Source organism: Nostoc sp., assembly GCF_036917755.1.
GTDB lineage: Bacteria > Cyanobacteriota > Cyanobacteriia > Cyanobacteriales > Nostocaceae > Nostoc.
Map to the genome: position 1 here is coordinate 1 of NZ_JBALFC010000007.1, position 24,701 is coordinate 24,701.

Annotated in this window: 21 protein-coding genes, 1 tRNA gene and 1 pseudogene; 5 read left to right on the plus strand and 18 right to left on the minus strand. The window is 42.4% G+C overall.

The features are described 5' to 3' along the window. Nucleotides 1-199 precede the first annotated feature (199 nt). From ftsH2 to V7L05_RS01970, 7 genes are all read right to left on the minus strand, one after another. The gene (gene ftsH2 / locus V7L05_RS01940) at nt 200-2,086 is read right to left on the minus strand and encodes an ATP-dependent zinc metalloprotease FtsH2 (RefSeq protein WP_335161310.1); all 1,887 of its coding nucleotides are present in this window, start codon (nt 2,084-2,086) and stop codon (nt 200-202) included. A 1,000-nt stretch (nt 2,087-3,086) separates the two neighbouring features. Next, the gene (locus tag V7L05_RS01945; RefSeq protein WP_335161312.1) at nt 3,087-3,584 is read right to left on the minus strand and encodes a hypothetical protein; all 498 of its coding nucleotides are present in this window, start codon (nt 3,582-3,584) and stop codon (nt 3,087-3,089) included. 506 nt (nt 3,585-4,090) lie between these two features. Further along, nucleotides 4,091-5,533 carry a glutamate--tRNA ligase gene (gene gltX, locus V7L05_RS01950; protein ID WP_335161314.1) on the minus strand — a complete coding sequence of 481 codons (1,443 nt, stop codon included), beginning with the start codon at nt 5,531-5,533 and terminating at the stop codon, nt 4,091-4,093. Nucleotides 5,534-5,647: 114 nt separating this feature from the next. Further along, nucleotides 5,648-5,721: transfer RNA gene (locus V7L05_RS01955), tRNA-Asp, on the minus strand. Between the two features lie 137 nt (nt 5,722-5,858). Then, nucleotides 5,859-7,385 (minus strand): serine/threonine protein kinase, encoded by a 1,527-nt coding sequence (locus tag V7L05_RS01960; protein WP_335161316.1) that lies wholly within the window; start codon nt 7,383-7,385, stop codon nt 5,859-5,861. Between the two features lie 95 nt (nt 7,386-7,480). Further along, the gene (locus tag V7L05_RS01965; RefSeq protein ID WP_442937133.1) at nt 7,481-9,112 is read right to left on the minus strand and encodes a serine/threonine protein kinase; all 1,632 of its coding nucleotides are present in this window, start codon (nt 9,110-9,112) and stop codon (nt 7,481-7,483) included. A gap of 297 nt (nt 9,113-9,409) precedes the next feature. Further along, entirely contained in the window at nt 9,410-10,594 is a 1,185-nt protein-coding gene (locus V7L05_RS01970) for an esterase-like activity of phytase family protein (RefSeq protein WP_335161318.1), read from the minus strand. Nucleotides 10,595-10,697: 103 nt separating this feature from the next. Here V7L05_RS01970 and V7L05_RS01975 point away from each other — a divergent pair, with 103 nt between their 5' ends. Together V7L05_RS01975 and V7L05_RS01980 are read left to right on the plus strand one after the other, a co-directional pair. Next, nucleotides 10,698-11,570, plus strand: a complete 873-nt coding sequence (locus tag V7L05_RS01975; RefSeq protein ID WP_335161320.1) for a type ISP restriction/modification enzyme — start codon at nt 10,698-10,700, stop codon at nt 11,568-11,570. A 671-nt stretch (nt 11,571-12,241) separates the two neighbouring features. After that, nucleotides 12,242-12,496 (plus strand): ferredoxin-thioredoxin reductase variable chain, encoded by a 255-nt coding sequence (locus V7L05_RS01980; RefSeq protein WP_335161322.1) that lies wholly within the window; start codon nt 12,242-12,244, stop codon nt 12,494-12,496. Between the two features lie 5 nt (nt 12,497-12,501). Here the strand turns inward: V7L05_RS01980 and V7L05_RS01985 are convergent, their stop codons facing one another. Next, the gene (locus V7L05_RS01985) at nt 12,502-12,723 is read right to left on the minus strand and encodes a hypothetical protein (protein WP_335161324.1); all 222 of its coding nucleotides are present in this window, start codon (nt 12,721-12,723) and stop codon (nt 12,502-12,504) included. Between the two features lie 147 nt (nt 12,724-12,870). After that, nucleotides 12,871-13,662, minus strand: coding sequence for a YdcF family protein (locus V7L05_RS01990; protein WP_335161326.1), 792 nt, complete (start codon nt 13,660-13,662; stop codon nt 12,871-12,873). 15 nt (nt 13,663-13,677) lie between these two features. Between V7L05_RS01990 and V7L05_RS01995 the strand changes: the two genes are divergently transcribed. After that, complete coding sequence (locus tag V7L05_RS01995; RefSeq protein ID WP_335161327.1) at nt 13,678-13,860, plus strand: hypothetical protein; 183 nt, start codon at nt 13,678-13,680, stop codon at nt 13,858-13,860. On the opposite strand, the gene V7L05_RS02000 is transcribed toward V7L05_RS01995, so the two are convergent. From V7L05_RS02000 to purN, 5 genes are all read right to left on the minus strand, one after another. Continuing rightward, on the minus strand, nt 13,809-14,324 hold the full coding sequence (locus tag V7L05_RS02000) for a hypothetical protein (protein WP_335161328.1): 516 nt from the start codon (nt 14,322-14,324) through the stop codon (nt 13,809-13,811). The two genes, V7L05_RS01995 and V7L05_RS02000, sit on opposite strands and share 52 nt — an antisense overlap. Nucleotides 14,325-14,409: 85 nt before the next feature. Continuing rightward, the gene (locus tag V7L05_RS02005; RefSeq protein ID WP_335161330.1) at nt 14,410-15,939 is read right to left on the minus strand and encodes a bifunctional aminoglycoside phosphotransferase/ATP-binding protein; all 1,530 of its coding nucleotides are present in this window, start codon (nt 15,937-15,939) and stop codon (nt 14,410-14,412) included. An 82-nt stretch (nt 15,940-16,021) separates the two neighbouring features. Next, nucleotides 16,022-16,621 carry a 50S ribosomal protein L25/general stress protein Ctc gene (locus V7L05_RS02010; RefSeq protein WP_335161332.1) on the minus strand — a complete coding sequence of 200 codons (600 nt, stop codon included), beginning with the start codon at nt 16,619-16,621 and terminating at the stop codon, nt 16,022-16,024. Nucleotides 16,622-16,698: 77 nt separating this feature from the next. Continuing rightward, nucleotides 16,699-18,042: an adenylosuccinate synthase gene (locus tag V7L05_RS02015; protein WP_335161334.1), complete on the minus strand. Its 1,344-nt coding sequence runs from the start codon at nt 18,040-18,042 to the stop codon at nt 16,699-16,701. Between the two features lie 185 nt (nt 18,043-18,227). Beyond that, nucleotides 18,228-18,890 carry a phosphoribosylglycinamide formyltransferase gene (purN, locus tag V7L05_RS02020; RefSeq protein ID WP_335161336.1) on the minus strand — a complete coding sequence of 221 codons (663 nt, stop codon included), beginning with the start codon at nt 18,888-18,890 and terminating at the stop codon, nt 18,228-18,230. A 269-nt stretch (nt 18,891-19,159) separates the two neighbouring features. Between purN and V7L05_RS02025 the strand changes: the two genes are divergently transcribed. Continuing rightward, nucleotides 19,160-20,119, plus strand: a complete 960-nt coding sequence (locus V7L05_RS02025) for a general stress protein (RefSeq protein ID WP_335161338.1) — start codon at nt 19,160-19,162, stop codon at nt 20,117-20,119. A 270-nt stretch (nt 20,120-20,389) separates the two neighbouring features. Here the strand turns inward: V7L05_RS02025 and V7L05_RS02030 are convergent, their stop codons facing one another. Then, nucleotides 20,390-20,590, minus strand: a complete 201-nt coding sequence (locus V7L05_RS02030; RefSeq protein ID WP_334949818.1) for a heavy-metal-associated domain-containing protein — start codon at nt 20,588-20,590, stop codon at nt 20,390-20,392. Between the two features lie 628 nt (nt 20,591-21,218). Further along, nucleotides 21,219-21,737, minus strand: coding sequence for an acetolactate synthase small subunit (gene ilvN / locus V7L05_RS02035; protein ID WP_298906950.1), 519 nt, complete (start codon nt 21,735-21,737; stop codon nt 21,219-21,221). Nucleotides 21,738-22,005: 268 nt separating this feature from the next. Here ilvN and V7L05_RS02040 point away from each other — a divergent pair, with 268 nt between their 5' ends. Beyond that, a complete protein-coding gene (locus tag V7L05_RS02040; protein ID WP_335161339.1) occupies nt 22,006-22,374 on the plus strand; it encodes a BON domain-containing protein in 369 nt (122 codons plus the stop codon). A 189-nt stretch (nt 22,375-22,563) separates the two neighbouring features. On the opposite strand, the gene V7L05_RS02045 is transcribed toward V7L05_RS02040, so the two are convergent. Together V7L05_RS02045 and V7L05_RS02050 are read right to left on the minus strand one after the other, a co-directional pair. Beyond that, nucleotides 22,564-23,496 (minus strand): alpha/beta fold hydrolase, encoded by a 933-nt coding sequence (locus V7L05_RS02045; protein ID WP_335161340.1) that lies wholly within the window; start codon nt 23,494-23,496, stop codon nt 22,564-22,566. Between the two features lie 290 nt (nt 23,497-23,786). Next, nucleotides 23,787-24,701, minus strand: a pseudogene (locus tag V7L05_RS02050) (ribosome assembly protein 4); the annotation flags it as partial.

The window sequence follows — 24,701 nt, forward strand, 5'->3', positions numbered from 1 at the left end:
GCTTTAGGATCTTTACTTGTTCGTAGGTCATTAATGCTACCCAACTCTAACTTATTTGTCCCACGCATCTGGGACTTTTGCAAGAGGTCTAATAGCTTTAAAAGCTGTAGTCCTTATTCCACATAGCTTAGAGCTTTTCTTAGTGCCATTCGGGTATAGCCTTTTGACCATACCCATTTCAGTGATTTTAGAACAGTGGTTACAGTTGCGGTACGTACTGCTGCTTCTCGGGGACTTCAGCGTATTCAGCCAGAATCTGGCGGAATTCTTCGCCGTCAATGGTTTCTTTTTCGATCAGCAAATCGACTAAGCGATCGGTAACAGTGCGATGATCGCGGATCAGCTTCTTAGCATTGTCATAGCATTGTTCAACAATTTCCCGAACTTGAGCATCGATGCGCGAGGCAATGGATTCGGAATACTCAGATCGGGTTGTCCAGTCACGACCCAAAAAGACTTCTCCCTGTTGGCTTTCTAAGGAAAGTGGGCCTAAATTTGACATCCCGAACCGCGTCACCATTTGCCGTGCCATTCCCGACAACTGTTGTAAGTCTCCACCAGCACCAGTGGTAACTTCCGCAGCCCCAAAAATCACCTCTTCGGCAGCGCGACCGCCCAAAGCACCAGTAATTCGAGCTTTGAGTTGAGAACGGGAAATTAACCCTTGTTCTTCGTTGGGAGTAAACCAAGTTAAACCCTGTGCTTGTCCTCGTGGGATCAGCGTGACTTTCTGCACTGGGTCATGGTCTTTTAACAAAGTTCCAACTAAAGCGTGTCCAATTTCGTGGTAGGCAATTAAGCGCTTGCTCTTGCTATCCACCAAAGGAGTACCTTCCATCCCCGCAACTACTCGATCCACCGCATCATCAATTTCGCGGAGGGTAATCGCTTCTTTGCGTCTTCTAGCAGTGAGAATTGCTGCTTCGTTGAGTAAGTTGGCTAAGTCAGCACCAGTGAACCCAGGAGTGCGGCGAGCGATCGCATCCAAAGATACGCTAGTGTCTAGTTTCTTATTCCGCGCATGGACTTGCAAGATTTCCAAACGCCCTTTGATATCGGGTGGATCGACTGTTACTTGGCGGTCAAAGCGACCAGGACGCAACAAGGCTGAGTCTAGTACGTCGGGACGGTTGGTGGCAGCAATAATAATGATGCCTGTATTACCTTCAAACCCGTCCATTTCGGTGAGCAATTGGTTGAGGGTTTGCTCTCTCTCATCGTTACCGCCACCGATACCAGCACCCCGTTGGCGTCCAACGGCATCGATTTCATCGATGAAGATGATGCAGGGGGCGTTGTCTTTAGCTTTCTTGAACAAATCGCGGACGCGGGATGCACCCACACCAACGAACATTTCCACGAATTCCGAACCGGAAATACTGAAGAAAGGTACACCGGCTTCGCCAGCGATCGCTTTTGCTAGTAAAGTTTTACCAGTTCCAGGAGGTCCAACTAACAGGACTCCCTTGGGAATGCGTGCGCCTACTGCGGTAAATCTTTCTGGCTGTTTGAGGAAGGTGACGACTTCTTGCAGTTCTTCCTTAGCTTCTTCGATTCCGGCTACGTCGTCAAATTTCACCCCAGTTTTTGCCTCCATTTGGAAACGCGCTTTGGATTTGCCGAAGTTCATCGCTTGACCTGGGCCGCCGGGGAGGTTGCTAGAACGCCGGAACAAAAAGAACAGCCCAGTAATCAATAAAATTGGAAAGATGAGATTGCCCAACAATCCCCAAATTGCGCCATCATTCCGCATGGGGTGAGCATCAAAACTAATGGCTTTTTCTTTGAGCTTGGTGATTAACTCAGGAGCGTTAATAGGCAAATCCACCCGCCACCTTTGGACACGGTTTTCGATGTCTGGATCGCGAGCTTCTATAATTGCTGTCCTACCGCCTTCGTACAGATCCACGCTGGTGACGCGATCGCCGTCCAAGTATTCTAGAAAGCGACCATAGGTCATGCGGGTATTGGCTGTATTCTTACTCGCGTCAACAGGAGCGCCTGCAAAGGCTCCTTGCCAGAAGAAAAAGCCAATTACCAAAGCCGGCAATGTCCAGAGTACTAGGACTTTCCAGGAGAATTTCATGTTAATTTGCCTCTAGATGCCTATACAACTCATCAGCCTTAGCAACCGAATGTTCATCACTCTGTCACTTTAAGCTGTTAAACGGATGTTTATAAATCCATTTTGTTTAATTTGATCTCTTATATGCACTCCCATAGAGCGATCGGCGCATTATGGCGATGCCAACAAGAATCTTAATCAAAGTTAACTTAATTTTAATACAGCTTGGATTAACAAGCAGAGAATTTGTAGAGAACTATGACAGAGAAGCCGCCCAAATCGCCATTGCAAGCCAGAAACCAAGCTTGTCAAAAATTCATTACCATAGCAATTCGGAATCATTTGTGAAAAAATACTGTTATAAGATAGAAGTAACTTTGGTAACAAGTACTTAAGTGTGGCGATGTGGATTTAATCATGGGAAAATTTTGTCAAAAGTAGCCTGGATAAACGTGAAATCACGCGAGCGATCGCCAGGTTTAAAGTTGTGTTTTCTACCCCGATTTCAGCATAATTTTAAGCCCTATTGCTTATTGACAAATTGTTCATGACCTTAAATTGTCACTTATGACCTTGGACTGTCGTCTTGCTTTCTAAAGATTTATTTTATAAATGGTCTCTAATACCCCCGAAGACGGATAAAATCAGCCATATCATCAAGAGTGCTGAGTTCCGTTAGCGAATAGCTAGGGTTTAGCCCGTGCCTCGGCTTATAGTTGAAAGACCGCCCACAAGGGGCAGCGTATCAACCTTCTCCCGATAAGAAGATTCCGCCTACTTTCTTGCGGGGCTTTTACCAAGTAGAGAGCGTGCTGAGTACTTTTCTTCACTCAGCACTCAGGACTCAGCACTCAGTATTGAGTTTGTAAAATAAAGGCTGTGCGATGAAAACTAATAGAATTTTCGTCATGTTGACGATTTGAGTCATTGAGGAGCCGTGTAATGGGAAACTATTAATTAAGCACGGTTTTGAAGACCAGCGAGTTTCGTGAGGGACTCGCTGAGTTTAGTAGTATGTCAACTACTTAACTTCTGTAATTTGTAGAGTGTAAGGAAAATACTTATCTTTTTCGTAGGAACCAACCCAAATTTGGTAAGTTCCAGCCAGCCATTCACCAACCATACCGGCATTTTTGCCATCAAAATCGTCATTGCACCAAGTACCACCGGGTCCCTTGATAATCATGGTGGTGTCTTCAGGACTTTGCACTTGCAGCTTCAGGTAGTCAAATTTACTTGTTAGGGCTAATGTGTGGTCTGGTGTTTCATCAACAAATCCAGTACAAGGGCCAGTGGCTGTTTCGCTCCTCCCGGCTACTTGACTCCCAGATATTGAACCACCACTCATCCCGCGAACTGTCAGGGGGTCTGGCGAAAACTGGGGACCAATGGTGACATCTCCAAATATCGTTGGCGCTTCCTGAGCATCAGTCACAGCATTAACTACTGTCGATGTGATGCAGAGCGTAACTATCATGAACGATAATCTCATCACTCTATTGAGCGCTTTTGTTGGCATTGTAATTACGTTCGCCTCTAAGTGTCTTTGAAGACATGAATTTTACACACCAAGTTCCCAATGTGAGGAGAATTTACTACCTATTTTAGATTTGAAGTTGGGGATAATTCATTAGTAATTAGTGAATGATTTTTTGTTCCTATAGTTGCTCTACCTGATGAATAGGGGCGCACGTTTGTGCGCCCCTAAAATCTAAAATATTTCTAAAATCTGGAATTGACTTTTCCCACTGCTAAAAGCAGATGGGATTCTTGATACCTAGAATGGTGTGGGCTGAGTCAAACAGCCTCTACCCACTTGTACTAAAGTACTCGTGCTTACTTGAAAACAATGCTGTTAAGTGTTTCATCAACGTGGCATTTGACTATTAGATATAGTCTTGTTTTCTTTATTATGGTAATCGCTAATTAGCTTCTCTTAACCAAATTCGGTGGGTTTAAGTTCCCCGCTACAAAACTTAATTACGAACGCGAGTGCGTGCCGGAGGCTCTATTACGAATTACGAATTACGAATTATTTAATGCCCGACTCAAGCGCGACTTATCTAAACCAATCTGATTTAGTAGTAACCAAGATTGGATTAAGTCGGGGCCATGAACATCTCCAGTTAAGGCTGCTCGGAGCGATCGCATTACTAAGCCTTTTTTGACTTTTTGCTCTTTCACCACTTGTTTAATAATCTCCTGGGCGGCGGCTTCTGACAGTTGCAGCTGGTTTTCTAAAGCTGTGACAATCCCCTCAAGGACAGCAGCAGAACCTTCTTGCTTCAGTTGTGTACTAGCTTCTTCGCTAAATTCAACTGTGTCGCTAAAAAACAGTTGGCTTTGAGCTACTGCATCTACCAGGCGAGTCAAACTCTGGCTAATTAAAGTTACTAACTGTTCTAACCAGGGGCGTTCTCTTCCACCATCAAATTTATACCCAGCCTTTTGCCAATAGGGTATAACTAAATCTGTGAGTTTATCTATCGGCGTCTTATGGATATACTGACTGTTCAACCAATCCAGCTTGTCCCAGTCAAATTTTGCGCCTGCTTTATTTACACGCTCAAAGCCAAATTCTTTGGCTGCTGCTTCTAAGGTAAATATTTCTTGCGTCGAGTCTGGTGGCGACCAACCCAGCAATGTCATGTAATTTACCAAGCCTTCAGCAGTAAAGCCCATTTGCTGAAACTCAGAAATAGAAGTGACGCCATCTCGCTTAGAAAGCTTGCGCCCTTCGATGTTCAAAATCAGTGGCGTGTGTGAAAACTCTGGGATTTTTGCACCCATTGCTTCATACAGTAAAATTTGCTTGGCGGTGTTGGCGATGTGGTCTTCTCCCCGAATGACATGGGTGATTTGCATATCGATGTCATCCACCACAACTACAAAGTTGTATAAAGGTTGACCGCTACCATCTTCTGAGGCGCGGGCGATGACCATATCACCACCTAAATCGCTACCTCGCCAAGACATCTTCCCCCTTACTAAGTCATTCCAGACAATTTCCCGCCCATCTTCGATTTTGAAGCGAATCACAGAGGAACGACCTTCTGCTTCAAATGCGGCGCGTTGTTCTGGCGTGAGGTTGCGGTGACGGTTGTCATAGCGAGGAGCTTCACCTCTAGCTTTTTGGGCTTCTCTTAGAGCCTCTAGTTCTTCGGAAGTGGTGTAGCAGCGATAGACTAATCCTTGATCTAGCAATTTTTGTACTGCTTCTTTATAAAGATCCAGGCGTTGGGATTGGAAAAATGGCCCTTCATCCCAGTTAAGTCCTAGCCAGCGCAATCCTTCAAGAATATTCTCGGTGTATTCGGGACGCGATCGCTCTAGGTCTGTGTCTTCAATTCGCACTATAAATTTCCCACCGTGGTGGCGGGCAAATAACCAGTTAAATACAGCCGTTCTAGCTGTACCAATATGTAAATTTCCGGTTGGACTCGGCGCAATACGGACTCTGACAGTCACAGTTAGTTCTCTCTTTCGCAAAGCATGATAAATGTAACTTATATGTGAAGTATCCCAACTTAGATTTGCTGAAAGTTGGCTCTCCAACCAAAACTAGGGACTAGAAATTTAGAACGGGACTGACGGGGCTCGAACCCGCAACTTCCGCCGTGACAGGGCGGTGCTCTAACCAATTGAACTACAGTCCCTTGTTTGGCAACTTTGCTATTATCGCCATTTATTTTCTACTTGTCAAGTGCTTTGGAGTTAGGAATTATTTTTGCCCCGTCTCCCCAGCGTGCGTAGTTTACCGCCGTAGGCATCGCTCCTTGGGAGAAATTTTTCATTAAATAGAGCCTGATAATACAACCTGGGGCTTTGATTCCAGATGCTGCAATATCCGGGATTGCATTTGTTTATACTGCTGCTTTAATAGCTGTTTGCTCAACTGGAGTTGAGAAGCGGGTGGTAAACTATGACTCTGTTCCACCCAGGTTTTCAACATTTGCCGTTGAGTTGGCTCGATGTGACTGCTGAGAACGTTGGTGCAAGAATGTGGTGCTTCTAGGGTAAAGAAAATCAAAGGGTAGCGCTCATTTTCAGCCAGGAAACTTACCAGCCGAAGATTTTGGGGATTTTGCATATCTAAGTAGCACGGTAGCCACTTAGGAGCCAATTGCCGATTGTAGAGTACAGTCACCCACAACAGCATTGGGTGAGGGGATATCATGAAGATAAACTGGTTGTAACGTGTAGAAATGGCATAGTTTTTGATTTCTTGTTTAGGCAACATCAACCATAGCGCTGTCATAGATCCTTGTGCGGTGTCTACAAGCTGGGGAAAAACAATTTCTTGAATTGGTTTATTTTCAGGCCACAAAAGTTGCTGACAGCTTTGTTCTACTGTGATTGGTAATCCAGAATATAAGGAACGGCTAAGGATGGGACTAGAGCCTAAGATTATCGGTAAAGTGGGATAATTGGACTGTTCTAAACTGTTTAAAACTTCCAGAATTTCAGCGATATTTTGTGGGCGATCGCTTGCTTTTTTAGCAAGACAAGCCATGATTAGATTATTTAGCTTCTGAGGTACTTGAAGAGTGGGTTTAACATCTGCGATCGCTCTTGGTTGTTGAAAGTGATGTGCTTTATACCAAGCACCAAAGTAATCAGTTTCTGGTTCCCAAGGTTTTTTGCCTGTGAGCATCTCAAACATCATCACACCCAGGCTATAAATATCAGAACGACTATCTAATTTTTCCCCATCTAGCTGTTCTGGAGAACAGTAGGGTAAAGTGCCATTAAATCCCCTACTTGTACTAGCTGTTGATGTATAATTCAAAAATCTAGCAATACCAAAATCAAGAATTTTAACTAACTGACCCAATATCGGATCGGGAATAACTAATATATTGGCAGGCTTGATATCTCTATGAACTAACGGACAAATTTTCCCATCAATGTTAATACCTTGATGAGCGCACTGTAAGCCCAAACAAATTTGGCGGGAGAGAGTCAAAAACATGGGCAGGGGCAACGGAATTAAATCCTTTAAACTCTTGCCGCTTAGATATTCCATAACGTAGTATGGTTTTCCTTTCTCATTCACACCATAATCATACGCCCGCACTATATGTATACTCATTTGACTCAAAGCTGCACTCATTAAAGCTTCACGAGCAAAGTCTTGCTGCATCTTGTTATCAACAAAAGTCTGAGTTAAAAACTTGATAGCAACTGGTATACCTCCTAACAAAATATCATTTGCTAAAAAAACTTCACCCATGCCACCGATGCCAATTAATTGCTTAAGTTGGTAACGATTGGCAAGCAAGCCCGTACTACTTGGAGACGTAAATGGGCTTTGATTCACTTTGATCACCTTTACTGCTGAGTCGATTTAAAGTTAGCAATATACACATAAGAATATTATTAGGTAATGGTGGTAAGGATTTTGAACGCGGACTTTCAATGACGTGATAAAAGTTTAAAAAAAATCTCAAAAAACTTAGCCATCCAATTTTTTAAACCTTCTTTCTCAATTTTTTGATCTCCTGGTAAGTTTCGTAAGATATGTAACTTCAGTTTTTCATACTCTGTTTTTAGAAGATTTTTGGCTTGATTAGGCAAAATTATTTCATTTAACTGTTGACTCATATCTAAGCAATGTATAAGTTGCTGGCGCTGGTTAGCCGTGAGGCTTAAAGTCGTTACATGAGAGCAATGGTTTGGATCTTCTAGGGCAAAAAGTAATAGATGATAGTAGCCTACTTCTGCTAAACTACGCACTATTTTTTGCCCTTTATTATCTTTTAAATCCAAAAAATAAGGTAGCCACTTAGTCAGAGAAGGCTCGGCATTGTATAGGACTGTAACCCATAATAGCATCGGGTATACATTCATTTGACTAATAAATTCAGTGCCATGTATTTTATCCAAAAAGTTTGTAATTTCTTGTTTGGGCAACATTGCCCAAAAAGTTGGTATAGGTCTTTGAGAAGTATGTAGTAAATGGGGAAATCCAATTCGGCCAATTGGTTTATTTTTAGGCCAAGTTTTCTGGAAACACTCTTGTTCTGATAATAATGTTACAGGTACTAATTGGATGGGACATGAGAGATTAATAATCTCACTGTTATTGTGATGACTAACTTGATTAAGCTGAATATTAACTTTTTCTAAATCTTCTAATATTTGGTTGACATTTTGAGGGCGATCGCTTACTTCTTTAGCTAAACAACTCATCAACATTTTTTCTAATATCTGTGGGATTTTGACCTGCGGATTCACTTGCTCAACTGTAGGTGGCATTTGAAAACGATGCGCTTGATACCAAGTACCAAAGGAGTTGCTTTTTGTCTGAAATGGATGCTTTCCTGTTAGCATCTCAAACATTAGTACTCCCAAACTGTAAATATCGGAGCGGACATCTAGCAATTTGCGCCCTTCCATATGTTCTGGAGAACAGTAAGGCAAACTACCAATAAAAGAATCTGTCAGGGTCATCCCACTGCGCTCTGTTAAAAACTTGGCAATACCAAAATCTAGAATTTTAACAATTTCTCCTTGTTTACTATCTTCACTAATGAATATATTTTCTGGTTTGATATCCCTGTGAACAATGGGATAAATCTCTCCTTTGAGGCTGATACCTTGGTGGGCACATTGTAAGCCTAAACAAATTTGATTGCAAATCTCTAAAAACTTCGATAATGTTAAAGGCTGAAGTTTGAGAATTTGCTTAAGATTTTTTCCTTGGAGGTATTCCATGACATAAAACGGCGTTTTATCCTCAGTAACTCCGTAACTTAAAATGCGAACAATATGTTTACTTTTGCGACCCAATTGAGCGCCAATAAAAATCTCTCTGGCAAAGCGTTGGGACATTTGCTGATTTGCCAAACTGAGTGATAAGATTTTAATTGCGATCAGCATACCACCTTTAGCAGTATCTTCTGCTAAATAAACTCTACCCATCCCCCCTTTGCCAATCAAATCTCTGATTAAATAACGATTATTTAAAAATTGTCCAATGTAATCGTCTCTCTCTGCTTTTTGCCCTACCATATTCTGAATTTTAGTTTGTGGCGTAAGAATCATTTATAAAAAATATTGCTGCTAAAATACTTTAATAAGTCTAGCTAATTATTAAATTTAAATCTAAAAAATATCATAAATTTAAGAAAATTCATTATGTGCTGTAATCATAGTTAATCTCTCTGCAAAATTTCCTAAACATTCTATAACATATTTATTAATGAATACGGTTGAGAAATTACACGTAAACTACAAATAGGCTGGACAAAGTTGCCTAGTAGATTCCGTAAATACACAGGAATAAGCTTCAAATAAGTAAATAGCAGTAGGCGTAGCTGCGGTGCTTTCTTCTCCGTACAGCTAATGGCTGAAGTTCGAGAGTAAACGGTGTAATAATCTGATTAGTGATGTTTCAATTTTAATTTTAAAGGCTAGTATCTGGGTGCGTTGCAGAGAATTGAAATTGTTATCACTGACGAGAATTAGTGATTGCTGGCCATCGGGTAGTTTAGCTCCAATAGTTAAGCCTTCGATATTGTCTAGTAGTACATCTAGAGTTCTCAAATCTAACAGCAGTTTTTTCTTAACTGGTTTAATATTCTTAGAGTCAACTGCTAAAAGGCTATCTATTTTATGAATATCATCTGCTCCTTCTAAAGAAACCTGAAACAGGGAAATAGCAAATCCTAAACCAGTAAAAGACCGTTCTAGACTTAGGAAGTGTCCTTGATTATCGAGAGCAAGTAAATCAGGTAATCCACTAGCGAATTTGCCAATCAGATTCAAAAATGGTGCAACTGGTTCAGTTTGATAAAGAAATTCCTTTTCTGGCTGGTTGTTGAGCAAGTTGTATTGCAAAATCCGGCAAGGACTACCGATGTTAGGTTTAGCTGCGATCCCATCTTGAATTAGAGCATTTTCGGTGGCTGTGAATATATGCTTTTTATCGGGTGTGATGGTGAGGCTTTCAAAAGCCAAATTGTTGCGAATACCTTTTTTACTAGTTTTATCCGGCAAAAATTTGTTTGGTATAGGAAGTGTTTTAATTTCCCTTCCAGAAGATAGTGAGAACTCTTTAATAAAAGGATTAATTAATTTTCCAGCATCGCCTTCAGAAGAAATAAACACAGTTGCTTGATTAGTTAATGCAATACCTTCTGTATCAGTTTCACCAGGGCGAAATGTTTGAACATTTTCATTTAATAATCTAGTAACACTGACGGGAATAACTCCACTTTTTTGTAGTGAACCTTTGCTCAAGTCGATTTTCAGGGTGTAGAAACGGGCGGCAGCTTTTTGTCCACGGTCATCAGAAATAGCATAATAAAGGTTGTTTTTTGCATCGTAGGTAATTCCAGATAAACCTCCAACTTCAGTTTTTTTAAAGATTAAACCCTTCGGGAAAGTGGCTTCCCCGATAAATTCTATGCTACTGACTTCAACAGCATTTGAAAGTAAGTTTGTGAATAAGAAAATGAGAATTATAATCGGGATAAAGAAGTAAATAATTCGCGGGAATACGAAGATTTTTTTAATTAGTTGCATAGATTTTTTTTTTGTTAAATCAAAAGGCGGTAGGGACGCACAACTATCATAGGTGTCAACTTAAGCCAAAGGCGGGCAAGATGCCCACCTTACAAGTATTCCTATGTATCTTTATACTGATGCTACCGATGGTCAGGTTTTAGCCTTGGAACAACCATGCCGTCCGAATTTTTCTCAAAAATTCCTCAATACTATAACAACTAAACTTGGCTATACCCCAACTCCAGAAGCCATCATCTACTACATCTACGCCATCTTCCACTCTCCCACCTACCGCACGCGTTACACCGAATTCCTCAAAATCGACTTCCCCCGCGTACCTCTCACCAGTAATAACGAACTCTTCCAGCAACTAGCAAATTATGGTGAAGAATTAGTATCACTGCACTTAATGAAATCACTCCAACTCGACAACTTCATCACCAAATTTGTTGAAAATGACGGTAATAATCTAGTCGATGTAGGACATCCCAAATACAACCAAGATGCTGTCACCATCAACAGAAAAGGTGACAAATCTACTGGTGTCCCGGAAGAAGTCTGGAAATTCCAAATTGGTGGTTATCAAGTCTGCCAGAAATGGCTCAAAGTCCGCAAAGGTAGACAGTTAATCGATGATATCAAGAATAATTGGGCTGTTAAACTCCAGCAGGAAGAGACGTTAGAAAATCTCAATGTTACCTCAGAACGCATTAATTCCATCAAAAAACGGTTGAAAAAATTTGATAGCTTACCAGGAGGATTAGAACCGATTACGGTCAAGAATATTATAAAAAAACTCAGTGTTTGGAAAGAACTAAAACAAGTCCATAAGCTTCTGTGCGAGTATACAGAAGGCAGTAAAGCTAATTTGGATGATGAAACTTTTCTAGTGCAGTTAGTACAAGATACAGACAAACTAAACCTCATCACCAATGATGGCATCAAACCTACAAGCTTACGAGTTTCATTAGCTGCTATTTTAATGAGAGCATGACCCTAGAATTATGTTATTTGCCATTCTCATGGGCAAGGAGGGAGTTACACAGTGTTTAGAGGAGTGAGTGGGCTATAAACGAACGCAGATGCTAGTTGTGTACTACTTTCTCCCTAGAAGAAATTTCGTTAAACTACCCAGGACTTACGCAAACAATAGCCAAAACCCTGATTTTCTTCTTAGGGCAATTCATGAATTGCCCCTGAGCGCGTATAGTTTTGCGTAAGTCCTATTACCATTAAAGGTCGCAAATATCAATTATAAAAATTAAAACCCGTCCCTGGCTGGCGGGTGCCTACTCTCAATCTAAAGAGTGGATTCCTTAACTCACCGTCTTGGTAACATCTCAAAGAGCGCGTCTGCTATGCACGAAAATTGGTGAGAGAGTTGACCTGGGGAACATCCTAGAGTGAAGATAAAAGGGTTAATTAAAAGTATTCCAAAAAGTTGACGCGGCAAAAAACTTAAAAAAGTACGCAGGACGGATTGCTAAGACGTGCGCCAGTCGCCTACGGAGGGAAACCCGCCTACAGCGCTGGACTCACCGCAAGGCGTTGCCTTGCCTGAATGCAGAGGTTTAAATGCGCCGTCTTACCCCGATGACGCGTCAAGAAATAGCTGATTAAATCAAATTCTAGACGGTTTAATCATATATTTTGTAGCAGATACTTATGGAAAAGCAAATGCTAGGTGTAAATGTTGTTATGAAAGTTGGCGATCGCATCCGCGTTAAAGATTCGGTAGTAGTGTATCATCATCCTGAACATCGGAATCAGCCTTTTGACATCAAAGGTACAGAAGGCGATGTAGTAAGTATTGCCACCCAATGGCAAGGCAGACCGGTAAGCGCTAATCTGCCGATTGTAGTCCAGTTTAGTAAGAAGTTTAAAGCCCATTTACGTGAAAATGAGTTAGAAGTCATCTAAATCACTTATCGGCGGCGAAACCACTGAAAAATATTCAGTTCGCCGCGCATTCTTTTAAGCTCTTGGCGGTGCTGTTCTGCCGTTGCATAATACCATTCAGAATAACGCTGAAACTCTGACCGTGAGCGAACTTCGTGGTAAAACTGGTGGGTTGTTTGGTAAGCGGCAAAAGCTTCCTCAACTTGGAGTTGAGGCGATGGCATAATATAAGGTAAATTTTTAGACATAAAGTTAAGAGTGGGGAGTGGGGAGTGGGGAGTGGGGAATGGGGGGTTTTAAATTCAGGCAATTACCGCACTTCATAATTAATAACTCATAACTCCTAACTCCTGTACAGACGCGATTAATCGCGTCTCTCCTAACTCCTAACTTGATTAAAGCCAACCGCGTAAGCGATAAATTAAAGAACCAATGTACTCTTTTAAAGCGGTGGTAAATTGGTGTAAGTTGTCGCTATCAGGTAATAAATTCAGTATAGCGGCTTTGGGAGTGCTGCCGAGTTCTTGCAACTCACCCTCACTTACAAGAAAGTCAGTGGGTGTGGGAATGGCATTGATTCCTTGACGCTGGAAAATTCTTAGCGATCGCGGCATATGTATTGCAGAAGTAACTAATAATACCTGATGGATGCCACGATATTCCAAGATTTTTCGGACATTTACAGCATTTTGATAAGTATTTAGAGATTCAGGTTCCTCAACAATCGCCGCAGATGGAATACCAATAGATGTAAGTATTGTTGCCATATCTGCCGACTCTGGTGAACCACCTCCACGCCAATCAATGCGACCCCCACTCAGAATGATTATAGGCGCTCTTTTCTGGCGATAGAGTTGTGCGGCATAAATGACGCGATCGCCTGCTTCACTCAAATCTACAGTCGGTCTTGGGGGAAAAGCTGATTTAGTTGCGCCACCCAAAACCACAATTGCTTCTGCGACTGGTATTTGGGCGAGTGGGAGATATTGCCATTCTAGCGATCGCACTAATGATTTAGCAATCCAAGCATTACTACAAAATAGCAATAAAGTTAGAGCAAAAGCAATTGCGATCGCCGCCGTGCGCGGTCGTTTCCACAACATAACTAATGCTACTACCAAGCTTACACAGGCTAGTCCTAGTGGATAAAAAAATAGTGGCAGTAATTTGGATAAATATAAAAACATAGCGGGGAGTGGGGAGTGGGGCGAGATGAGGGGGATAAGGGGGATGAGGGGGATGAGGGAGAAATAAGCAATGACCCAATGCCCCATGCCCAATGCCCAATGCCCAATGCCCAATGCCCAATGCCCAATGCCCAATGCCCCAATTATTACTTTTCCCAAAACCTGAAATTGAAACTACTACCAGCACCGCGACGGTAACGGCGGGCGGTTCTTCTTGTTTGCCGTTTGTTGATCCTATCGTTTGTTGGTTCAACTTCGCCCTCTTCTGACTCTTCTGACTCTTTAACTTGCAACTGAGTTCTAGTTGTTTCCTTACTTCCCCACCAAGCAGTAATCCAGCCTCCAGCGAAAGCGCCTATTCCACCTAGCAAGATACTCATGGGTGCTGGATACCCTAAATATACAAAGCCAAGCATGAAAAATAACCAGTATTTCAGTCCTGTATCGACACCATCAGAGGAGGCGACAGTTGGTGCCTGGGCGCTATTACTGGTTACATTTGTGATCCAGCTTAAGATGAAACCCCCCATGATACCTAAGAAGATGCTCAGGGCTGGTGCGGAGCCGGTCATTATTAATATAAATGTTAAAAATGCCCCAAACAACAGTTGAGAAAAGAAGCTGGGAGAAATACTGAAAAAGTCGTTCTTTTTGTCTGCCATAGAGTAAAAAAAGCTATTAACTAATTACTAACTCGTAATTCGTAATTTTCGATTCAATTACGAATTACGAATTACGAATTACGAATTATTTTAATTGTGCCTGTTGTGGTTGAGTTGTATCCAAAATCTTTACGTAGGCTTGTTCTTCTTCAGTGAAAGGTTCAGCTTGTTTGATTTGTGAGGCTAATAAATCGGCGGTAGCATCAGCAATATCACCAGTGCGATTGTTCAAACGCTCTTTTAGAACTTCAAGCGGTGCTGTGCATTGGATAATCTGAATAGAAAGTTGGTGCTTTGTAGCTTGAGCGATCGCTTCTTGCCGTAACTGCTGTCGATCATACTTGGCATCCAAAATCACCGAAAATCCTTGTTTAGCCAGTATAATTCCCAATTCCAACAGCCGTGTATAGGTTTTCTCGGTCATCTCAGGTGTATACAAATCATCGCCACCCTTTTCCCACAAGGAAATTCCCCCTAAATGTTTCCGCACCGCGTCGGAACGAAGGTGAATTGCTCCCAGTTGACGGGCTAAATACTTTGCTGTGGTACTTTTACCAGAACCCGACAACCCCGACATCAAAATTAGTTCTCCCAGCTTTGGTTTAGTGTAGTCCCAAGCCTGTTTGTAATACTCACCGGCGGTTTTTGTCGCTTCTGCCTTTACCGTCGCGGGTACATTCGGATCGTCTAGCAAAAATGAAGTTACCTTTGCCCGGACATAAGCCTGACGACTTAAATACAAAGGCAGCACTTGTAAGCCTTCCCAGTCTCCAGTTTGCTCTACGTATGCATTCAAAAACGCATTACCTAAGTCTTTGCGCTGCCGCGCTTCTAAATCCATCACCGTAAAGGCCACATCATACATCACATCGACAAAGCGAAACGGCTCATTAAACTCAATGCAATCGAACAGCAGAATTTTATCGTGCCACAGCGCAATATTTCTCAGGTGTAAATCCCCGTGACATTCACGAATATAGTCGTTGTGAATTCTGCTAGCGAATACTTCTGGACGATCTGCAAAAAACTTATCTGTATATTGCTTTGTTTCTACAAATTGTGCCTGAGTCTGGGGTCCACCAATATACTTCTCAGTTTGCTGATAATTCTCGTCTATTGCAGCCCGAACTTTTGGCACTTCACCAAAACTGCGAATATAATCATTCGTCTGTGCTTCGGCATGGTATTGAGCCACCACCCGTCCCAACTCTTCTAAGTCTGTCTCATTTAAATTACCCTGTTCAAAAAGTGAACTTAATAGTGACTCTTGAGGAAACTGGCGCATCTTCAGCACGTATTCTACAGCCTCGACCGTTCCCCCTAACTCGTATTGCTCCCCTACCTGAGTTATGGGCAAAACTTCTAAATACAGTTCACCAGCACCCCGTTGATTTAACCGCAACTCTTCCTGACAAAAATGCTGCCGCTTCTCTAAGGTGGAAAAGTCCAAAAAGCGAAAATTCACAGCCTTTTTCAGCTTATAGGCGTAATCCCCAGTTAACAGCACATAAGAAATGTGGGTTTGAATTAGTTGAATAGGTTCTGTCACCGTATGGGGATAAAATCCCGGCTGCAACATTTGCTGAATTAAAGCTGGAAGAGTCACTTCTGTCATCTCTGGCCTCTGCGGTTCAAATACAAAAAAACCAGGAGTTCCCCCCTGGCATCATCAAGAATTATTACATAGTTTACCTAGCTTAAGAAACTGCTTCAGTTTCTGTCTCAATATCTTCAGCGCTGATTTGCGGTGGCAAAACGCTGACAACAAGTCGCTCCGATTCAGCTAGAGGTGTTACACCTTCAGGAAAAACTATATCACCAATACTCAAGCTGTCTCCAATTTGCAGGTTAGAGACATCGATTTCAATGACCTCTGGGATGTTTTCTGGCGCACAACTCACTTGCAACTCACTGATTACGGTGTCTAACACACCACCATCTTGTTTAACACCAATCGCAGTTCCCGTAAAACGGAACCGAACTTCTACAGTCGTGTCACCGTGGCCAGCAACCGCGAAAAAGCTGAGGTGGTAAGGGGTACCTTTTGCTGGATGGATCTGAAGTTCCCGCAGCAGGGCTTTGCCGCGCCAAGGTACATCACTAACATTTAAATCAATTAAGGTATTGTTGACTGAAGCCCTTTTGAGCAAGCGCTCAACAGTTTTGGCCTCAATGGTCAAAGAAATTGACTCTGTACCTTTATGACCATACAAATTGGCAGGTATGAGTCCAGAACGGCGCAAAGCTCTTGGCTTGCTGCCTTCTGGACGTTTTTGAGATTCGACTGTAATAGCCATAAAATTTGTTAGTTGTTAATTATCAATTGTCAGTTGTCATTTGTCCTTTGTCATTTGCTAATGACTAATGACTATATTTACGCACTAAGTAGGGTAGCAGGCGTGCCGTCGGCGTGCAATAAAGCGCGTTTGGGCCCGTGAATGGGGTCTTCGACAATTATGGTTTGATCGCGGCTAGCTCCTAGTGAGACGATCGCAATCGGAACTTCCATTAATTCGGCTAAGAATTTTAGATAGTCCAGTGCTTGCTGTGGCAAGTCTTCTAGGGTGCGGCAGTCAGTTGTTGACACTCGCCATCCTGGTAAGGTTTTGTAGATGGGGCGACATCTGGCAAATTTACGGGAACTAGTGGGGAAGTGTTCGCTGCGATCGCCATCTATGTCATAGGCGACACAAACCTGGATTGACTCTAATTCATCGAGAACATCCAGTTTGGTCAGCGCCATACAATCCATGCCGTTAATCCGCACGGCATAGCGACCGATGACGGCATCAAACCAGCCACAGCGCCGTTTGCGTCCGGTGGTTGTGCCAAATTCGGCACCGCGATCGCACAACAATTCTCCCAACTCTCCATGCAGTTCTGTGGGAAATGGCCCCTCTCCCACACGGGTTGTATAGGCTTTCGACACCCCAATTACCCGATCAATCATTGTCGGACCTACCCCAGTACCAACGCAAGCCCCACCCGCCACTGGGTTAGAGGAGGTGACATAGGGATAAGTTCCGTGATCTAGGTCAAGAAGCGTACCTTGTGCGCCTTCAAACAAAATATTGCGCCGTCGCTGAATCGCATCAGATATTTTGTACGATGTATCAACAACGTAAGGCCGCAAGCGTTCTGCATACTCCAAATACTGCTCAATCACCTCTTCAGGATCTAGAGGCGGCAAGTTGTAAAGCTTTTCTAAAATGACGTTTTTATAATTAATCGTCCACTCCAACTGCTCACGTAGCCCATCGGGGTCCATCAAGTCTAAAACCCGAATGCCTATACGTTCAGATTTGTCAGCATAAGTCGGCCCAATGCCCCGACCTGTTGTGCCGATCTTATGGCTTCCCCGTCGTTCTTCAGATGCCTGGTCAATCAAGCGATGATAAGGCATCGTTACGTGGGCTGTCTCAGATATCAGCAGGTGGTCAGTGGAAATATTTAATTCTTTTAGTTGGTCGAGTTCTGCGATCAAAATCTGTGGATCGATGACTGTTCCACAGCCGATAATGCAATCGGTATTTGGATACAAAATACCAGAGGGAATCAAGTGCAGCTTAAAGGTCTGACCTTTGACTACAATTGTGTGTCCAGCATTTACACCCCCTTGGTAACGTACCACAACATCTGCCGAACGGCTGAGTAAGTCAGTTATTTTACCTTTTCCTTCATCGCCCCATTGGGCACCTATGACAATGACGTTAGCCAAGAGCTTATTTTAAGAAGTAAAGTTTCCACAAACTACAATTAATAACATATTGCTTTAATTATGTCAAGCTGATTGTAGAACAATTTAGCAGAATTGGTGAATTCTGAAGTAAAACAGGCTTTATAGCTCGCTTTGGGACGAATCGTTCTGTAGTTCACTTTCCTTGAAATCTGCTGTATGTATTTTTACGTGAGGGTGAGTGTAACTTTTGACGAATAAGCTGCTAGAGCGATCGCTAGTGGCAAAATCCGATGTTCCTGAATTTGAATCCGGGCGTGGAGTGTTTCTGCTGTATCATCCGGCAGCACTGGTACTGCGGCTTGCATCAATATTAGGCCACTGTCCATTTCTAAACAAGCTATATGTGCTGTACAACCAGTGATTTTGACGCCAGATGCCAAGGCTTGTTCTACAGCATGGATTCCCTTGAAACTAGGTAACAAACTAGGATGGATATTAATAATTTTGTCAGGAAAGGCATCGATGAATACTGATGTTAACAATCGCATCCAACCTGCCAAAATCACCCACTCTACACCGTAGTGCTGCAATGTCTGCACAATTTTCTGATCAAACTCTTCTCGACTTTTATAGTTGCGGTGATTCAATAAAACAGCTTCTACACCTCTATTGGCTGCTTTTACGGCTGCTTTAGCTGAAGGGTTATTGTAAATTAAAACTTGAATTTGAGCATTTAGCTGCCCATCTTGGATAGCTTGAGCAACTACATCAAAATTGCTGCCATTCCCAGAGGCCATAATTCCCAGTTTTAAAGGGGCGACTTGTTGGCAAACATCGCTAATGCTGGGACAAACCAAGCTAAGGGTAGAATCAAGGCGGAGGGTCATAACAGCTAAGAAGGAAAACTTATAGATGCCAAAAATATATACTAAGTCGTGGTTGGATAATCATACAGTAGCTGCCTGGATTTTTCTCACATAAATAGGTAAAATTTCATCCTTTAGCGATCGCCCTAATTCGTATTTCTATTCTGCAACGCCCAAAATTTTATTACTTAAGATGATTTTCAGTTAAACAAACTCCTATTTAATATTATAAGTACTGAAATACTAACTAAATTTGTAGGTGATTAATTTTCCCCTACCAAGGAGTAATAATGGTTTTAAGTCAATATCAACGTGCTGTAGGCGTATTTACTCATCGTCGAGATGCAGAACAGGCGCTACATGAGTTGAGAGATTCTGGCTTGGCGATGGAGAAAGTATCTGTAGTTGTACAGAACGCAGACCGCAATCATCAGATTGCCGATGATCAAATTAAAGAGCGCACTGGTGATAAAGCTGACGAAGGTGCAACAGTAGGAGGGCTTTCAGGAGGCGCTGTTGGTGGGTTGACTGGTTTATTAGTAGGTCTTGGTACTTTAGCAATCCCTGGAGTTGGGCCAATAATGCTGGCTGGCGCAGCTGCAACTGCTTTGGTTACAACCCTTGTAGGTGCAAGTATTGGTGCTGCTACTGGGACTTTTGCTGGTGCATTAGTTGGTTGGGGAATGTCGGAAGAACAAGCTAGAACATATAACGAGCGAGTCGAGTATGGACACTATTTAATAATCGTGGATTGTACATCCCTTGAAATTGCTAAAGTACAAGCAATTCTCCAGCGTTGGGGTATTGAAGAGTTTGGCATTTACGAGCATCTCAACAGTGAGCATGGAACTACAAATTATCTGACTACGACTTCTGCTACTGCCATTCCTAATAAAAGTGGGATTCTGACCAAGCATGCTGTTAGTTACTTCAATCATATAGATAATGTTGAAGCGGCAATTAACGATATGTATGCCGCAGGTTTACCAGTAAACCAGATTTCCTTAATTTGCAAAGACTTCTCTCAATTCAAAGGATCAACAGGCGTTAATTTAAATGAGCGCTTTGACGCTATGAGGCTAGGAATAGTAGATGAGTGGGCACGCTTTTACAATGAGCAAATTGACCAAGGCAAGTACATACTCATCGTTAGTGGCACAGACAATGAGCTTGATCACGCTAGCTCTATTCTGAGCAATTATGGGGTTCAAGAGTGTCAAATTTATGACCCAATGTTAATTCGTTCCTGAAAACGAGTACTGGAGAATTTCGCAATTTTGTCAGAGCAAATAAATCTACAGCAGTACTTTCAAATTCTTACACTCTTTAGCTGTATCTGTTACAGCTTATAAGTCAGGCAGAAAGCCAAGTATTTCAAGTCTGTCAGAGGAGGAAAATATTCTTGATCAAGTAGAGGAATTTGTTAATAATATTCCGCCCGCAAAACGGGCGAATATATTATGAGCAAGAAATTGTGCTTAATTAGATTTCTAAATCTCCTGAGAAATTTAGAAATCTAATTAATAGCCCTCTATAGTATAACCAGCAGATTGAACTATCTGTTTAATTGTCTCTTCAGAAGCCGAACCATCTACAGTTATGGTTTTTGCATTAACGTCCACATCTACTTTGGCATCAGATACCATAGTCTGAATAGATTTAGTTATTTTCTGGACACACTCATCACCTTTAATATTTGTAACTTTCAATTTAGTTGCCATTACTTACCTCATTACGTCAACTGGAATTTCCATTTCATAAATATAATAACGGTTGAGATAGTGAGCGTACATCTTACTGAAGTAAGGTAATTGGGCATCACAGTCATAGTAGTAAATAATAGCTGTACATAAATCGTTATTAATAGAATTTGCTAGCAGTAAAACGCATTAATATGCCAAAATCTCTAAAGTTATTTATGAAAATACACCTAGTACTACCAACTTATAAAAGCCGCTTTTAAAGTTTGTTCTGAGGATTCCATCAGACATTCCAGATTCTCCTATAGGCGTTCCTGTTCGACATAGTTTTTCTCGAAGCACTGCTTGAACATACAAGCGCCTATAGGTAAGTCACAAAACCTTTTATCTGTAGTTTTTAACTTATTGCTATGCTATAGATACTTCTATTCAACTTTCAAAGCATATATACATTCAAAAAGCAGCTATCTTATGGCATAGATATGCTGTCGTAATGTCGCCATTGTTGGCGATCGCAATTTTTGAGGATTTCGAGATAATTCGTAATCTTCTACCCCTTCTCTTAGCCACTTAAGTTCATGGATGCAACAGACATTGGAGGCGCACAGATGTTCGCCCCCATAAGTAGATTATTTACATAACTTCCCAACTAAACTTTTGCTTCCAAAGACTTAAGTAACTCGGTATTCACACCCGACTCACGAGTTAGGGCAATTTTGCCAGTGCGGGCGATTTCTCTCAAACCAAATTTTTGCAACACCTGCACGATCGCTACCATTTTACCTGGATCTCCCACAACTTCTAAGGTGAGAGAATCTTCCGCCACGTCCACGACTCGCGCCCGGAAAATCTGAGACAGTTCGATCACTTCTGAGCGATTGCTGCTACTAGCATTCACCTTCAAAAGCATCAATTCCCGCTCGACGCAAGGAGTTTCGGTAATGTCTTGTACTTTCAGGACATTGACTAACTTGTACAGTTGCTTGGTGAGTTGCTCGATAATGCGATCGTCACCAGGTATAACCATCGTAATTCGAGAGACTCCTCCTTGTTCAGCAGGGCCAACAGCAAGGCTTTCAATATTAAAGCCACGACGTGCAAATAAACTAGAAATGCGGGAAAGAACACCCGCCTCATCTTCTACCAGAACTGAAAGGGTATGTTTCATCTTCGCCAATAGAGGCTAGAGCAGGAATTGAGGAACGCAGACACTAGCTAAGGGCTATGCTAGAACTACTACCGCACTAAATTATCAGTGCGACCTTCTATTTTAAACTGAATAGTTGCACTCATTGCATTTTCTGGAGAGAAATTGGGCACAAATCATACTGCAAGCCGGAATTTCATTGATGCATATCTTTTCATTGGCAGATGCGGTATTTTTGGAAAGCTTTTATAGTCAGATTTAATGAGCCTCTAATAGGAGAAAAGTTTATATGGGTTGGTTACAAAGATTGTTTGGAATGGAAAAACCTCAAAATGCTGAAGTAAATCCGACTCCACAGGCAATAGCGCAAGCTCCGAGTACTAGCGTTGCACCTACTGCTACGCAATCAATACCGCCAGAACGTCTGGGATTAAATGGAGAATATGACCAAAGTGGTTTAGCAAAGCGGGTAGCGTTGGCATTTGATGAAGACCCTCAACTCGATGATGTTAATACCCTTTGGGTTGCTCAGACAGGCAGCACTGTAGTATTGAAAGGTAAAGTTCCCAGTCAAGAAATTCTCAACAAAATGATTTCTGTAGCCCGTTCGGTGAATGGTACTACAGATGTTGACAGTAACCAAGCCACGATTGACTAGGTGTTACAGCAGAATTCAGAATTCAGGAGTCAGAATTCAGAAGTAGAACAGGCTTTATACCTGGCTTTGAGAGGAATCGTTGTCTACTTCACTTTCCTTGAAATCTGCTGTAAAAATTAAGAAATTTAATCGTGGTAAAGGTAGTGGCTGATGCGATCGCACCCATTGCATACACCCATTGGATAATATTTAGGGAATAACCAACCGTTGGCGATCGCTAACCCATCTCTCAATCCAATCTAAAATAGCTTGGTTAACTTGTTCTGGACATTCATCATGGGGACAATGCCCGACATCCTCCAAATTTAGCACTTCCAATTTCTCGTTATATTGGGCGAATTGGCTAGCCAGGGCTGGGGGAACAAACCGGTCTTTTTGTCCCCAAATTAACAGCATCGGAATTGTTAAGGTTGGTAATACTTTCTTGACACTGGGACTAAAGTTAATTCCGATCGCAGCTTTGAACAAAGCACTAAAAGCTCTTGCGGAACCCCTGTCTTGGGGAGGCTCTGCTAAAATTTCTATGAGTTCATCGGTAATCGCTTCTGGGTTAGCGTAGGCGAGACTAGCCCAACGACGCAGCACCCCAGGACGGCGCACGAAGTTAAACACAGGTTTCAGAATCAACGGCGAAGCAACAATATTTTTAATTGCTCTGACAACTGGTTGCAGCACAGGGGGAATTGCTTCTTGTTCTAGTGACGGGTCGGGTAAACTCATCATTACCATACCCCGCACCATATCGGGGTGGGTGGCGGCGGCCGCCATAGAAATCAGTGAACCGTTAGAATTGCCGATTAATATCGCTGGTTGACGGATAAATGTTTGCCAAAAGTCGTAAACCTGCTCTACCCAGAATTCAATGCTGTAATTAGCTGCGGCTTTTTCAGAAGCGCCAAAACCCAACATATCCAGCGCGTAGACTGTGTGATGTTCACCTAACACCTCTAAATTATGTCGCCAATGACCAATGGAAGCGCCAAAGCCATGTAGCAATATCAGGGGTGTTGTCTGGTGGTGATTTTGGCTAGGGCGAATGTAAGTGTAGCGGGTTTGCCAGCCGCGCCAAACCCAATCCCTTTGATTACCAACTCGTTCCTGCCAGTGTACCGCAGTGCTCACACTTACCTCCGATTCATCAGCGTGAAATTCTATTATAAAACTTTGATTTTTTGACGTTATGTGGAAAAACCTAATTTTGGCGAGAAGACTAAGACCTAATTTGTCAAGTATGCCTGACACCTCAGTGTTCAAGATACTTATAAAACACTGGTTTCAAGATTGTTAAGAAAGATGTGACTAATGGATAGCCGTGAGTTCGGAGAGGGACGGGTGAAAGCGTAGCAGAACCAGGGTGAGGTTTGTTTGGGCTATTCGATAACTTAGGGGAGAGGTTCAAAGAGAGGTTAAAACTACTTCCGTAACTTCTCAAGCTCTGCATCTGTAAACGGATTCTTCCCCGCCCGTAAATCTTTCACCCAGTGCTGCCGTTGTGCTTTAATATCTTTATCTTCAGTCTGAGCGATATATGCCTCAAAGTCCTCAATCGCTCCTTGATAATTCCCTGTCAGCGCCCTAGCCAAGCCACGACTATCACGAATCTCGCCATCTTCAGGTGTAAGTGCAACGGCTTTTTCACAGGCAAATATGACATCAGTGGCTTGTTTGTGTAAGCTACCGTATCGGCAAAGTGAGTTCCAAGAGTCGGCGGAGATTTCAACTTTTGGATCTAACTTTTGAGCATCGGCGTAAATTGCTAGTGCTTCCTTTACCTTGCCTTCTTGGACAATTCTCTTTCCTTCACTAATCAAGCGTTCAGCCTTGCTTTTATTCGCCAACTCTTTCGCTCTCGCCTGAGAATCAAACTTTAATTTATTATCCCACTGCTGTGCTTTGCCAAACTTTTCAACAGCACCATTAATATCATCATTTCGCGCTAACTTCTCACCTTGGATAACTAAGACTGTTGCCCCTTGCGCTAATCGCGATGGACTTTGGCATAATTGCAACTCTTCTAACACTTCTGGATGGCCAATGAAGTAATTATTCAGCAAATTGCAACCACTGAATAATAAATTATCGAAATCAAAATCCCATAAAATTATTGTGTTGTCATAACTAGCAGAAGCTAACTGTTGTCCATTGGGGCTATAGGCGACGCTATAGACCGCACTGCGATGATCAGTTAGGGATTTGAGGAGTTGACCACTGCTGACATCCCAGATTTTGATGGTGTTGTCATAACTAGCAGAAGCTAACTGTTGTCCATTGGGGCTATAGGCGACGCTATAGACCGCACTGCGATGATCAGTTAGGGATTTGAGGAG

Bases quoted from the DNA above. Each gene is read 5' to 3' on its own strand.
- ftsH2 (WP_335161310.1), bottom strand. From the start codon at position 2,086: ATGAAATTCTCCTGGAAAGTCCTAGTACTCTGGACATTGCCGGCTTTG.
- V7L05_RS01945 (WP_335161312.1), bottom strand. From the start codon at position 3,584: ATGCCAACAAAAGCGCTCAATAGAGTGATGAGATTATCGTTCATGATA.
- V7L05_RS01965 (WP_442937133.1), bottom strand. From the start codon at position 9,112: ATGATTCTTACGCCACAAACTAAAATTCAGAATATGGTAGGGCAAAAA.
- V7L05_RS01970 (WP_335161318.1), bottom strand. From the start codon at position 10,594: ATGCAACTAATTAAAAAAATCTTCGTATTCCCGCGAATTATTTACTTC.
- V7L05_RS01975 (WP_335161320.1), top strand. From the start codon at position 10,698: ATGTATCTTTATACTGATGCTACCGATGGTCAGGTTTTAGCCTTGGAA.
- V7L05_RS01980 (WP_335161322.1), top strand. From the start codon at position 12,242: ATGGAAAAGCAAATGCTAGGTGTAAATGTTGTTATGAAAGTTGGCGAT.
- V7L05_RS01985 (WP_335161324.1), bottom strand. From the start codon at position 12,723: ATGTCTAAAAATTTACCTTATATTATGCCATCGCCTCAACTCCAAGTT.
- V7L05_RS01990 (WP_335161326.1), bottom strand. From the start codon at position 13,662: ATGTTTTTATATTTATCCAAATTACTGCCACTATTTTTTTATCCACTA.
- V7L05_RS02000 (WP_335161328.1), bottom strand. From the start codon at position 14,324: ATGGCAGACAAAAAGAACGACTTTTTCAGTATTTCTCCCAGCTTCTTT.
- V7L05_RS02005 (WP_335161330.1), bottom strand. From the start codon at position 15,939: ATGACAGAAGTGACTCTTCCAGCTTTAATTCAGCAAATGTTGCAGCCG.
- V7L05_RS02010 (WP_335161332.1), bottom strand. From the start codon at position 16,621: ATGGCTATTACAGTCGAATCTCAAAAACGTCCAGAAGGCAGCAAGCCA.
- purN (WP_335161336.1), bottom strand. From the start codon at position 18,890: ATGACCCTCCGCCTTGATTCTACCCTTAGCTTGGTTTGTCCCAGCATT.
- V7L05_RS02025 (WP_335161338.1), top strand. From the start codon at position 19,160: ATGGTTTTAAGTCAATATCAACGTGCTGTAGGCGTATTTACTCATCGT.
- V7L05_RS02030 (WP_334949818.1), bottom strand. From the start codon at position 20,590: ATGGCAACTAAATTGAAAGTTACAAATATTAAAGGTGATGAGTGTGTC.
- ilvN (WP_298906950.1), bottom strand. From the start codon at position 21,737: ATGAAACATACCCTTTCAGTTCTGGTAGAAGATGAGGCGGGTGTTCTT.
- V7L05_RS02040 (WP_335161339.1), top strand. From the start codon at position 22,006: ATGGGTTGGTTACAAAGATTGTTTGGAATGGAAAAACCTCAAAATGCT.